14 protein-coding genes are annotated in these 13,161 nt (G+C 34.2%); all 14 read left to right on the top strand.

The window, feature by feature from the left end; genetic code table 11:
• Positions 1-52: 52 nt before the first annotated feature.
• The gene (locus J5Y03_RS01225) at positions 53-706 is read left to right on the top strand and encodes a tetratricopeptide repeat protein (RefSeq protein ID WP_209401562.1); all 654 of its coding nucleotides are present in this window, start codon (positions 53-55) and stop codon (positions 704-706) included.
• Positions 707-732: 26 nt separating this feature from the next.
• A complete protein-coding gene (gene recD2 / locus J5Y03_RS01220; RefSeq protein ID WP_209401560.1) occupies positions 733-3,087 on the top strand; it encodes an SF1B family DNA helicase RecD2 in 2,355 nt (784 codons plus the stop codon).
• A gap of 107 nt (positions 3,088-3,194) precedes the next feature.
• Positions 3,195-3,383, top strand: coding sequence for a hypothetical protein (locus tag J5Y03_RS01215; RefSeq protein WP_209401557.1), 189 nt, complete (start codon positions 3,195-3,197; stop codon positions 3,381-3,383).
• Positions 3,384-3,395: 12 nt separating this feature from the next.
• The gene (locus tag J5Y03_RS01210) at positions 3,396-3,524 is read left to right on the top strand and encodes a DUF3918 family protein (protein WP_322099531.1); all 129 of its coding nucleotides are present in this window, start codon (positions 3,396-3,398) and stop codon (positions 3,522-3,524) included.
• Positions 3,525-3,811: 287 nt separating this feature from the next.
• Positions 3,812-4,879 carry an AI-2E family transporter gene (locus tag J5Y03_RS01205; protein ID WP_209401555.1) on the top strand — a complete coding sequence of 356 codons (1,068 nt, stop codon included), beginning with the start codon at positions 3,812-3,814 and terminating at the stop codon, positions 4,877-4,879.
• A 16-nt stretch (positions 4,880-4,895) separates the two neighbouring features.
• Positions 4,896-5,021 (top strand): hypothetical protein, encoded by a 126-nt coding sequence (locus J5Y03_RS19955; protein ID WP_280849123.1) that lies wholly within the window; start codon positions 4,896-4,898, stop codon positions 5,019-5,021.
• A gap of 224 nt (positions 5,022-5,245) precedes the next feature.
• The gene (alaS, locus tag J5Y03_RS01200) at positions 5,246-7,897 is read left to right on the top strand and encodes an alanine--tRNA ligase (RefSeq protein WP_209401553.1); all 2,652 of its coding nucleotides are present in this window, start codon (positions 5,246-5,248) and stop codon (positions 7,895-7,897) included.
• Positions 7,898-8,097: 200 nt separating this feature from the next.
• Entirely contained in the window at positions 8,098-8,364 is a 267-nt protein-coding gene (locus J5Y03_RS01195; RefSeq protein ID WP_209401551.1) for an IreB family regulatory phosphoprotein, read from the top strand.
• A 2-nt stretch (positions 8,365-8,366) separates the two neighbouring features.
• Entirely contained in the window at positions 8,367-8,783 is a 417-nt protein-coding gene (gene ruvX, locus J5Y03_RS01190; RefSeq protein WP_209401542.1) for a Holliday junction resolvase RuvX, read from the top strand.
• A gap of 97 nt (positions 8,784-8,880) precedes the next feature.
• Entirely contained in the window at positions 8,881-9,171 is a 291-nt protein-coding gene (locus J5Y03_RS01185) for a DUF1292 domain-containing protein (protein WP_209401540.1), read from the top strand.
• A gap of 134 nt (positions 9,172-9,305) precedes the next feature.
• Positions 9,306-9,740, top strand: a complete 435-nt coding sequence (locus tag J5Y03_RS01180) for a hypothetical protein (RefSeq protein WP_209401538.1) — start codon at positions 9,306-9,308, stop codon at positions 9,738-9,740.
• A 265-nt stretch (positions 9,741-10,005) separates the two neighbouring features.
• The gene (gene mltG, locus J5Y03_RS01175; protein ID WP_245208683.1) at positions 10,006-11,088 is read left to right on the top strand and encodes an endolytic transglycosylase MltG; all 1,083 of its coding nucleotides are present in this window, start codon (positions 10,006-10,008) and stop codon (positions 11,086-11,088) included.
• A gap of 266 nt (positions 11,089-11,354) precedes the next feature.
• Positions 11,355-12,011 carry an O-methyltransferase gene (locus tag J5Y03_RS01170; protein ID WP_407648390.1) on the top strand — a complete coding sequence of 219 codons (657 nt, stop codon included), beginning with the start codon at positions 11,355-11,357 and terminating at the stop codon, positions 12,009-12,011.
• Positions 12,012-12,944: a peptidase U32 family protein gene (locus J5Y03_RS01165; RefSeq protein WP_209401536.1), complete on the top strand. Its 933-nt coding sequence runs from the start codon at positions 12,012-12,014 to the stop codon at positions 12,942-12,944.
• Positions 12,945-13,161: the final 217 nt, after the last annotated feature.

The raw sequence follows: 13,161 nt of genomic DNA, 5'->3' as shown, positions 1-13,161 counted from the left end.
ATTGTTTATCTTTTGTTACATTTATATAAGGAAAAATGTACGAGGTGAAAAGATGAACAACTTTGAATTAGGCGTGAAAGCATTACAAGAAGGAAATTTAGAAGAAGCAGCAAGTCATTTAACAAAAGAGATTGAAGAAAATCCAACAAATGCACTTGCCTATCTTAATTTTGGACAGCTGTTATTAGAGATTCAAGATGTAGAACGTGCTTGTCGTTTTTTTGAAAAGGCACTTGAGTTAGATGCTGAGCTAGCTCCAGCCCATTACATGGTAGGAAATGTATATTTTGAAGATGGGAAATATGAATTAGCAAAGAAACATTTTCAACATTGTGTGAAATTAGGAATGGATGAAAGTGATGTTCATTTCATGATTGGACTTTGCTGTGTGAATAATGGAGAAGATCGATTCGCTCTGCCTTTCTTCCAAAGAGCAATTGAACTAAATCCAGAAGACATTGAAGCTGTTTTTCAATATGGCTTATGTTTAGCAAAATTAGAAGTATTAGATCAAGCTGAAGAAAAATTATTGCAAGTTTTATCGATGGATGATACACATGCAGATGCACACTATAATTTAGGAATAATTAAAATGTATCAAGATGATTTAGAGGGTGCAAAAAACCATTTTAAGAAGGCGATTGAATCGCAAGAAAATCATATGTTAGCAATGCATGCTCTAAATGTAATTGAACAAGGAGACTAATTTTGAAGTAAAAAGGGGTGAGTGGAATGCAAAGTGAACTTAATTTATTTGAGGATGATATACCTTATGTAAAAGGTCACGTGACGACCATCATCTTTTATAATGCTGAAAATTTCTATACGGTGGCAAAAGTAAATGTCGCTGATACAAATTTAGGGAATATTGAAAAGGAATTGACGGTTACAGGAAACATCCCAAGAATGAATGAAGATGAAACCTATCTATTCAAAGGGATGTTAAAGGACCATCCAAGGTACGGAAAGCAATTTCAAGTTACTTCTTATGAAAAAGAGCTGCCTTCAACAAAAAAAGGGGTTATCCAATATTTATCGAGTGATTTGTTTAAAGGTATCGGTAAAAAAACTGCTGAACGAATTGTTGAACATCTTGGAGAAGGAGCCATTAATAAAATTCTAGATGATCAAACAAGTTTAGAAGGAGTACCGCAGCTTCCAAAAGCAAAAGCAAAAGACATATATGAAACAATTTTATCTCATCAAGGTCTAGAAAAAGTTATGAGCTTTTTAAGTAGCTACGGAATTGGACCGGCATTATCAATCAAAATATATAAAACTTATCAAGAATCAACGTTAGATGTTATTCGAAAGAATCCATTTAAAATGATTGAAGATGTTGATGGAATTGGCTTTGGACGAGCAGATGAAATTGGTCGTGCAATTGGTCTTACTGGAAATCATCCTGACCGAATTCGTGCGGCATGTATTTACATACTAGAGCACTTGTCATTACAAGATGGCCATGTATATGTTTTTCAAGATCAATTAATTGATGAGACAAGACGTATTTTGATGAAATCAGATTCAGAACTTGTTGAAAATGTAGACGTGATAAAGGAAATGAATCGCCTAGTATCAGATGGGAAGCTTGTTTCAGAAGATGAAAGAATTTACTTAGCTGCCCTTTATTATGCAGAAAAGGGGATTGTTTCATCAATTCATAAATTGTTAAGTGAAGCACCAGATATTGGAGAGATGACAGATTCTCGTTTTGAAAAGGAACGAAAAGAACTTGAAGAGAAAATGAAGGTTACTTATGCACCTTCACAGGCGGAAGCAATTAAGAAAGCCATGGAATCACCAATCATGATGTTAACTGGGGGACCTGGTACAGGAAAAACTACTGTTATTAAAGGGATTGTAAATCTATTTTCCACAATCAACGACATTTCATTAGATCCACATTCCTATCCAAAGGACGAACCATTTCCGTTTTTATTAGCAGCTCCAACAGGACGAGCAGCAAAGCGAATGAGTGAAGCAACTGGACTACCTGCAAGCACGCTTCACAGATTGCTCGGATGGACCAGGGAAGGTGAATTTACACATCATGAAGATAATCCATTAAATGGTAAGTTATTGATTATTGATGAGTTTTCGATGGTAGATGTATGGCTTGCAAATCAACTACTTAAATCGATTCCTACTAGTTGTCAAATTATTTTCGTTGGTGATGAAGATCAATTGCCATCAGTTGGACCAGGACAAGTTTTAAAGGACTTACTGAACTCAGGAACAGTACCAACTGTAAAATTAAAAGATATTTACAGGCAATCTGAGGATTCTTCAATCATTACATTAGCTCATTATATAAAGGATGGGGTTATATCGGATGATTTGTTTGAACAACGAAAAGACCGTTCATTTATTGGATGTAACAGCGGGCAGGTTGTTGAAGTTGTCAATAAAGTCTGTGCGAATGCGAACCAAAAAGGATTTCCAGTTCGAGATATACAAGTTTTAGCACCAATGTATAAAGGCCCTGCAGGTATTGATGCACTGAATAAATCACTACAAGAAGTGTTTAATCCGAAAAAAGAAAAGCAACGTGAAATGTTATTCGGTGAGACGAGTTTTCGTGTGGGGGATAAGGTTTTACAGCTTGTTAATGTTCCTGAAAACAACGTGTTTAATGGTGACATGGGTGAAATCATAAACATCTTTTATGCAAAAGAAAATGTTGAACAACAGGATATTATTATCGTTTCGTTTGAAGGAAATGAAGTGACGTATACTAGACCTGACTTTTCTCAATTAACGTTAGCTTACTGTTGCTCAATCCATAAATCACAAGGAAGTGAATTTGATATTATTGTGCTTCCGATTGTGAAAGGCTATTACAGAATGCTACGTAGAAATCTAATTTACACGGCAGTTACACGTAGTAAAAAGTTTTTAATTTTATGCGGTGAGCCAGATGCTTTTGTTCAAGGGATCAAACGAACAGAAGATGGCCAACGCCAAACCACATTGCAAATGAAGTTACAAGGAATAACTAGTGAGGAATTCAATTTAGAAAATGACTTACCGTTTCCTTTACATGATGACTTACCAAATCTTACTCCTTATGATTTTATGGATTAAACTCATACTATAAATGCAAGACGGTCCATCGCAACAGTATGAATGTTCCACAATTTGGGCAAAATGCTTTAATAATATTCTTTTTAAGAATAAAAGGAGCGATTTGCTTGAGATGTCCAAATTGTCAAAGTAAAGACTTGGGGAAAATTGGTGTAAATCAGTATTATTGCTGGGGATGTTATATCGAGCTAACCATCAATAAAGGACTAATTTACACCCACCAAGTTGAAGAAGATGGAACACTCAGTTCATTAGATGATTTATTTAATGAAGAGGACCGCAAACTCATATTATAGGGGGTGCGATTCGTGGGGAGAACTTTACTTGGGTTTAGCATTGGAGCTGGAATGCTTGCATATAAAATTGCAAAGGACAACGATCTACTTTCACGTAGAAATAGACGTAAGATGAGAAGAGCAATCAATAATTTGTTCTAAGGGCTCAAATAAAGTGAATCTTCCATCAATGGGGGTTCATTCCCCACTGATGGTTAGTTGAACCAATCGGGCTTTTACGGGCAGTTATCGCCCACCTATTTTCTTCGTTTCACTTTGAATCTTGAGATAGGAGTCTTACTGCCCGTTAATGCGGGGTAAAACTGAAATAAGCACATGTCCTAATACTGGACATGTGCTTTGTCATGTTACGTAACTTTACCTGAAAATCTTTTATTACATAAAAATTGGAAAAACCCTTCATACTAAAACTGTATGGAGGGTTTATGATGGAGAACCTAAAAATAAAGTGGATTTACCGGCTTTGTTTGTTATTATTAATCGGATTAGTTTGTATTGTATTTTATTATTTAAAACCCGTTTATTTACCGATTATAAACGGAATATGTAAAGCAATTATTCCGTTTGTCATTGCATTTGTCATATCTTATTTATTGCATCCTTTAATCCAATTTATCCATAAAAAAGGGATGAAACGTGGATATGCTATTTTGTTAATCTATTTTCTTTTTTTTGGAGGAATTGCTTTAGGTATATATTTACTACTTCCAGTATTAAGAGAGCAATGGAATGAAATATTAAAATCATTTCCAAGGATTATGGCACTTTATGATTTGTTTATCAATAAAATCAATGTGAATACTTCTCGAATGCCACATTTTTTACATCAGCGAATTGATTTAATGATTAATGGTGCAGAGAAATGGGCTATAAGCACAGTGGACAAATCAGGGGAAATGGCAAAGCATCTTATAAATAATTTTCTTTTTATTGTTCTCATTCCAGTCATTGTGTTTTATTTTTTGAAAGATTATAAATTTTTATCTCGCCTATTATTAAAACTTGTACCAAGAAAATGGAGAAATGAAACAGTAGAATTAACTCATCAATTAGATTTAACGTTTGGAAAGTATATAAGAGGACAGGTACTCGTTTGTTTTCTTTTGTTTATTTTTGCAACCATTTTCTTTTGGATTTTTCGAATGAAATTTGCGCTAGTTTTAGGATTATTTATTGGGATAACCGATTTAATTCCATATTTCGGGCCGATTATTGGTGCGATTCCTGCTTTATTTTTAGCTCTTTCAATAAGCTATAGCATGGTAGTAAGGGTAGCGATTATCATAATCGTTTTACAAATTATTGAAAGTAACGTATTATCACCATTTATCATTGGAAAGTCAGTTCACATTCATCCAATTATCATTATGTTTACGTTATTAGTCGGCGGCGAAATTGGTGGGATTCTAGGATTGTTAATTTCGGTACCTACATTAGTAATTGGGATTTCATTTATTCGGTATTTGAAACAGAGAAAAGGTCATATGCCTTCTTGACGTAGTAGGCCCTTGAATGATAGAATTTCGGCATACAAGTAAAATTCGTAAATTAATGATGGAACAAGTATGTTACAGACCATTTAAGCAAATGCGTAGAGAGAAGTTTCCTTGGCTGAAAGAAACTTTAAATGAAGGGTAACAGAAAGCTAATCCAGAATGCAGCTAATTACTGACGTTAGACCACGTTACGGTCACTTGAGGTGACAAATAGAAATTGGATTTAAGTGAGTATTCCAAGTTTTTATTTGTAATCAGGGTGGTATCGCGAGTTAATCTCGTCCCTGTTTTTGGGGACGGGATTTTTTTATTTTCTTTGGATTAGAAAATATTTACTTAATCTACTAATAAATGGAGGTATTCAAGATGAAAAAGCTAACTGCATCAGAAATTCGTCAAATGTATTTAGATTTCTTTAAGCAAAAAGGTCACACAATTGAACCAAGTGCGTCATTAGTTCCAGTAAATGATCCAACATTATTATGGATTAATGCTGGAGTAGCGGCATTAAAAAAATATTTTGATGGGACTGTAGTTCCTGAGTATCCAAGAATTACAAATGCTCAAAAATCAATTCGTACAAACGATATTGAAAATGTAGGGAAAACAGCACGCCATCATACATTCTTTGAAATGTTAGGAAACTTTTCAATTGGGGATTATTTCCGTGAAGAAGCAGTGACTTGGGGATATGAGTTACTAACTTCATCAGAATGGTTTGGCTTTGAAAAAGAAAAACTTTATTTCACATATTACCCAGAAGACAAAGAAACTCATGATTTATGGGTTAAACTAGGGGTAGATCCTACACATTTAATTCCTTTAGAAGGTAACTTCTGGGAAATCGGTGAAGGGCCTTGTGGACCATGTACTGAAATTTTCTATGATCGCGGTATAAAATATGATCCTGAAAATATTGGGATTAAATTATTAGTAGACGACATCGAAAATGATCGTTACTTAGAGGTTTGGAACATTGTATTCTCACAATTCAACTCAAAAGAAGGCTTAGACCGTAGCGAATACCCTGAATTGCCAAATAAAAACATTGATACAGGAATGGGCCTTGAGCGTATGGCAAGTGTCCTTCAAGAAGTAGAAACAAACTTTGACACTGATTTATTCATGCCAATTATTAATGCGACAGAAAGCATTTCTGGAACAAAATATAGAGCAGGTAATCTTGATCAAGATACAGCTTTTAAAGTAATTGCTGATCATATTCGTACAGTTTCATTTGCAGTTGCAGATGGTGCACTTCCTTCAAATGAAGGACGCGGTTACGTATTACGTCGACTAATACGTCGTGCTGTACGTTTTGCGAAAAAATTAGGCATTGAACGTCCATTTATGTTCGAATTAGTACCAGTTGTAGCAGAAGTAATGGAAAGCTATTACCCATATGTAATAGATAAAGTACCTTTCATTCAAAAAGTAATGAAAAATGAAGAAGAACGTTTCCATGAAACTTTACATGAAGGTCTTGCTCTTTTAACTGAGGTAATGAAATCAGCAAAATCAGAAGGAAGTACTGTTATCAAAGGGGCAGACGTATTCCGTTTATATGACACATATGGATTCCCAATTGAACTGACAGAAGAATATGCAGAAGAAGAAGGTCTAACTGTTGACCATGATGGCTTTGAAGCTGAAATGGAAAAACAACGTGAACGTGCTCGTGCAGCTCGACAAGATGTTGATTCAATGCATGTACAAAGTGAAGTTTTACGTGAGTTGAAAGAACAATCTACATTTGTAGGATATGGAAATTCTTCAATCGAAACGAAAGTCTTAGTGCTTGTTAAAGATGGTGAGCGTGTAGAAGATGTTGCTAATGGTGAAGAAGCACATATTATTTTAGAACAAACGCCATTTTATGCTGAGAGCGGCGGTCAAATTGCAGACAGAGGTACTCTTACAGCTTCAGGATTAAAGGTAGAAGTATTAGATGTACAAAAAGCACCAAACGGTCAAAACTTACACCGTATAAGAGTAGTTGAGGGTGTATTATCTCTTAATGCTAACGTAATTGCGGCAATTAATAGAGCAAATCGTTCAAGTATCGTGAAAAACCATACGGCAACACATTTATTACATCAAGCGCTAAAAGATACTTTAGGAACGCACGTAAATCAAGCTGGTTCATTAGTAAATCCAGAGCGTCTTCGTTTTGACTTTTCTCATTTTGGTCAAGTTCAACCAGAAGAGCTTGAAGCAATCGAGAAAATTGTTAATGAAAAAATCTGGGAAAGCATTCCTGTTGATATTTCAGAAAAAGCAATTGATGAAGCAAAAGCAATGGGTGCAATGGCACTATTTGGTGAAAAATATGGAGATGTTGTACGTGTTGTTCAAGTTGGAGACTATAGCTTAGAACTATGTGGTGGTTGCCATGTAGACAATACGTCTTCAATCGGTATCTTTAAAATTGTTTCTGAATCTGGTATTGGAGCAGGAACACGTCGTATCGAAGCAGTTACTGGAAAAGCTGCTTATGAATATATGCAAGAGCAAATTGGTCAATTAAAAGATGCTGCAGGATTATTAAAAACATCTACAAAAGATGTTGTGTCTCGTGTAGAAGTTTTACAAGGTGAAATGAAGCAACTTCAAAAAGAAAATGAATCATTATCAGCTAAATTAAGTAACATTGAAGCAGGAAATATTAGTAATAGTGTAAAAGAAGTTAATGGAGTTAAATTTATTGCAACCAAAGTGAATGGAGCTGATATGAACAGCTTACGTACAATGGTTGATGATTTGAAAAATAAAATTGGTTCTGTTGTAGTATTGCTTGGTTCTGCAAATGATGACAAAGTAAACTTAATTGCAGGTGTAACAAAAGATCTTGTTGGTCAAGGATACCATGCAGGTAACTTAATTAAAGAAGCAGCAACGATCTGTGGCGGCGGCGGCGGTGGTCGTCCTGATATGGCCCAAGCAGGTGGAAAAGATGCTTCAAAATTAGATGAAGCAATTAATTTTGTTGAACAATGGATGTCTACTATTTCTAAATAATAGACAAATTGTGTACAATAAGGTTAGAACAAAAAATAAACTGACTTAATTCAAAAACCATCAGCAGATTGAAGACCATTTGATTCTTTAATCTGTAATGGTTTGTAGAATAAGGAATATTTTGTTTATTAGATAATTGAAAAAGCGGAAGAAAATACTGACGCTAGACTCTAAAAAGGGATAAAGTGAGGTGCCTTTTAATGGATTCTTTAGATAGAACGATGAAATTTAGTTTGCAAGACGAAGGGCAAGATGTAAGGGTTAACGAGGTATTGTTAAAGGTTTATGATGCTCTTCAAGAAAAAGGATATAATCCGATTAACCAAATTGTTGGCTATTTATTATCTGGAGACCCTGCTTATATTCCTCGTCATAATGATGCACGAAGCATCATGAAAAAACTAGAGCGTGACGAAATAATAGAAGAGCTAGTTAAATCGTATTTACAGCATAATCGTGGAGAATAAGAATGAGAACTTTAGGCCTTGATGTAGGAACAAAAACAATAGGGGTAGCTGTAAGCGACGCATTTGGGTGGACTGCTCAAGGTGTTGAAACAATTAAAATTGACGAAGAAAAACAAAAATTTGGTCTAAGTCGTTTAAAAGAATTAATTGATCAACATGAAATTAGTAAAATTGTAGTCGGGCTACCTAAAAATATGAATGGTACAATTGGAGAAAGAGGAGAAGCTTGTCAACGTTTTGCAAATTTAGTTGAAGAAGAATTCTCCCTTCCGGTTATACTATGGGATGAAAGACTATCTACAATGGCAGCAGAACGTTTGCTAATCTCTGCTGATGTAAGTCGAAAGAAAAGAAAACAGGTAATTGATAAAATGGCAGCTGTTGTTATTTTACAAAATTATCTAGATAGTATAAAGTGATGTAGAGATGCGTAATGCATTTTACTTACTTAAATTCTAAACTAAATAGAATTGAACATGAAAGTACATAACATCAAAATTTATAGAGGTGACAAAAATGGAACACGGCGAAGAAAGACAAATTACAATTGTTGACGAAGAGGGCAATGAGCATCTTTGTAACATCCTTTTCACATTTGAATCAGATGATTACGGTAAATCTTACGTAATCTATACTCCAGTTGGAGAAGAATTTGATGAAGATGGAGACCCAGTCTACCACGCATCTAGCTTCATGCCTGCTGAAGATGGAGAAGACGGAGAATTATTCCCAATTGAATCTGACGAAGAATGGGCAATGGTTGAAGAAGTTTTAAATACATTCCTTGATGATGAAGACGAAGAATAATAATGAAGACTCTAGTGAATGCACTAGGGTCTTTTTTATTTGGAAATTCAATACTTGTCGAAAAATTCTGTCGATTACTACTAAAATTGGTGTGATAGTTGAGAAAAGAGAAGAAATGTTTTGGGGTGGAACGTTTGGAAGAAAATCATCGCTTTACAAGATTTTGGTTTTTCATAAAGTGGCTTTTAGTTTTCTGGATCCTGTTTGGAATTATAGATTTTTTATATAATCTACTAGTATACAAAAAAATTTCCATGCAACCTGTTTATTTAATAATAGGGATGATTGCCTTATTCTTCAAATTTAGATTGAATATTAAAAAAAATAATATGAGTGCTATGGGAGATGAAGGGGGAAAAAGTATGAAAAAAAATCATATTTATATACGAATTTGGTTGTTCATAATATGGTTGATAGTTCCCTTTATAGTTTATGGGATTTATAAGTTTTCTTTTAATTTAATAGAAAACAAAAAATTTGATTTACGGACTATCTTGTTTGTAGTAGGCATGACTTTACTTTTATTTAGATCAAGAGATGAATATAAAAAAGTAAAAAATGAGTGTTAGAATTTAAAGGCACTTTTCTAAATTATTATTGTTTTAAAAAGATTTTGTTATTGGAAACTTTGATAATAAGTTGATTGGAGCAACCTGGAGTTGTATCAACTAACGCATTCTAAAATAGCAACAATGTATACGAAAACAGCCAGTATTAAAAAAACAATTGCTTAAAGCATAAATTCCTTAAAAATCTCTTAAGAAAAAACAATGTCGAAAAATAACATGTATGTAGTATACTAATACTTGTTAAAAGTAGGAGGTTTATTGATACATGTTTAATAATAAAAATAGTTATATGTTTCCAGAAAAAAAGTCGAAATGGAAACTAATTGTAGGAATTATTGTAGCAATTCTATTAGTAGCCGTTGTTTCTGTTTTCGGAGCATACAAATACATGATCTCTCCAGTGAACAAACATCATACTAAAAATGTCTTAGTGCGAATTCCGCAAGGTAGTTCAACTGTTAAAATAGCAAATATTTTTAAAGAAAAGAATTTAATCAGAAATCCTCAAATTTTTGCCATCTATGTAAAGCTACACCATGAAAATTTAAAAGCAGGTTTCTATAAGTTTAACCAATCACAAAGTATACCAACAATTATAGACCATCTATCTAAAGGTGGGAAATATCAAGTAGCTGCTAAAAGTGTTATGATTCCAGAAGGATCACAATTAAAAGAAATTGCTTCAATAATCGCTAAAGATTTTAATATGAATTCAGTAGACATTCTGAAGCAATTAAATGATCCAACATTTATTAAAGGCTTACAGAAGAAATACCCAACATTGTTAACGAATGATATTTTTAAACCAGGAATTCGCTATCCGTTAGAGGGATACTTATATCCATCAACTTATTTCTATAGTCATGATCATCCAAGTTTAGAAGAAATTGTTACACCGATGTTAACAGAGACGCAAAAAGAATTAACTGAATACGAAGCTGTTATGAAAGAGAAAAAAATAACTCCACATACGGTTCTAACGATGGGTTCTTTAATTGAAGAAGAGGCAACAGCGTTTTCAGATAGAGCATTAATATCCAGCGTCTTTTATAATCGATTAAAGGCTGGTATGCCATTGCAAACTGATCCGACAGTTTTATATGCACTTGGACAACATAAATCTAAAGTTCTTTATCAAGATTTAAAAGTAAAGTCACCATATAACACTTATCTAAATAAAGGGATGCCAATTGGACCAATTGCAAGTCCTGGGAAAGAATCAGTTAAAGCAGCTCTTTATCCAGCTAAATCAGATTATCTTTATTTCTTAGCGAATAAAGAAGGTAAGGTTATTTTTACGAAAACATTACAACAGCATAATACTGAAAAAGCAAAGTTTATTAAATAAACTTTTGAGCATAATGTTTACTAAAAGATTGAGGAGAATTAAATTCTCCTCTTCTTTATAGAGATAAATTGTCATTTATACTTTATTGAACAAGTTAATTGTACGATTAACCAATTCTTTGCACTAGCCAAAGGTCTTTTTTTTATGTTAGAATATTACGGGTCTAAAATTGAGGAACTGTGTAAAAATGTTACTCAAAATAACTGTTAGTACATACACCTATTGCTATACTTAGGTGTATCTGTATTTTTATTGGAGGCATTTTAATAGTGGATCAAAGTGCTATTCGTCACTATTTGGCGAATTTTTATAAACATCGTGAACCATTTATTGAAGAAATGGAACAATATGCAGATGAATTTCATGTTCCAATAATGGATCGAGCTGGTATGGAATTCATGCTCGGGCTTTTATATTTAATCCAACCAAATACAATACTAGAAATAGGAAGTGCGATAGGCTACTCAAGTATTCGTATGGCAAAGGCCTTTCCTAACTTGAAAATTGTAACGATGGAGCGAAATGCTGAAAGAATTATAAAAGCAAAACACTATATTGGCGAAAGTGGTTATAGTGACAGAATTCGTTTACTTGAAGGGGATGCGCTACAATTAGTAGATCAACTACCCGAAGACCTAAAATTTGATGTCATCTTTATTGATGCAGCAAAAGGCCAATATAAACGCTTTTTTGAATTATACGAACCATTCTTAGCAGAAAAAGGTGTCATTATTTCAGATAATGTACTATTTAAAGGATTAGTTGCAGAAAATGCTGATCTTGTAGACGATCGTCGAAAGCGTGCATTAATAAAGAAAATACAAAATTACAATGAGTGGCTAATGAATCATCCAGGCTATGATTCAACCATTATCCCAATTGGAGATGGAGTTGCGATTAGTAAGAAGAAGGGGGAACAGTAAATGAAAAAACCAGAATTACTTGTTACACCAACTTGTGTAGAAGATATTGAACGTTTAGCACAAGCTGGAGCTGATGCTGTACTAATTGGTGAACAACGCTTTGGATTACGCTTGGCTGGCGAATTTAACCGTGAAGACCTTAAAAAGGCTGTTGAAATCGGTCATCAAAAAGGAATAAAAGTATATGTTGCAATGAATGCCGTTTTCCATAATGAAATAATTGATGAATTAGATGATTACATTACATTTTTACGTGATGCGAACGTAGATGCAATTGTGTTTGGGGACCCGGCAGTCCTTATGACAGCTCGAAAAATCGCTCCTGAAATGAAATTACACTGGAATACTGAAACGACTGCAACAAACTGGTTTACTTGTAATTATTGGGGTAAACGCGGAGCAAAACGTGCGGTATTAGCAAGAGAACTAAGCTTTGAAGCAGTAACTGAAATAAAAGAAAACGCAGAAGTTGAAATTGAAGTACAAGTTCATGGAATGACGTGTATGTTCCAATCGAAACGTTCTCTTGTAGGAAATTATTTTGAGTATCAAGGAAAAGATTTAGAAGTCATCGGACAGTCAAAATATGATCCAAATTTATTCCTAGTTGACCACGAACGAAACAATAAATATCCAATCTTCGAAGATAAAAATGGAACACACATCATGAGCCCTAACGATATCTGTATTGTTAACGAGCTTGAAGAACTAATCGACGCAGGAATCGATTGCTTTAAAATCGACGGAGTATTAAAATCAAGTGATTACCTTGAAACTGTCACAAAATACTACAGACAAGCAATCGACACTTGTGTTGAAGATCGTGACACATACGAAGACATCAAAGATGAATTACACGACAAAATCGAATCAATCCAACCAGTAAATCGCCCACTTGATACAGGGTTCTTCTTTAAAGAGACTGTTTATTAATAGAAAAGCGGAAGCAACCTGTTTATCTCCGAAAGGCGTTGGAGCAAATACCAAGAGAAGGGTGGTTTTTCCCTTCACTTGATATTTGTGAAACGACCGAGGAGATGGTTGCTGTAGCTAGACAAAATAGAAAAGCGGAAACGCCCCGGTTAGCCCTTATAGGCACTTGGAACTTGAACGAAAGCAATACCACATTATTAATCTCATCAAATCAACA

This window comes from Gottfriedia endophytica (assembly GCF_017814275.1).
GTDB classification, from domain to species: Bacteria; Bacillota; Bacilli; order Bacillales; family Bacillaceae_G; genus Gottfriedia; species Gottfriedia endophytica.
Note: the sequence above shows the minus strand (reverse complement) of the source record. Positions and strands in the feature narration are given on the sequence as shown.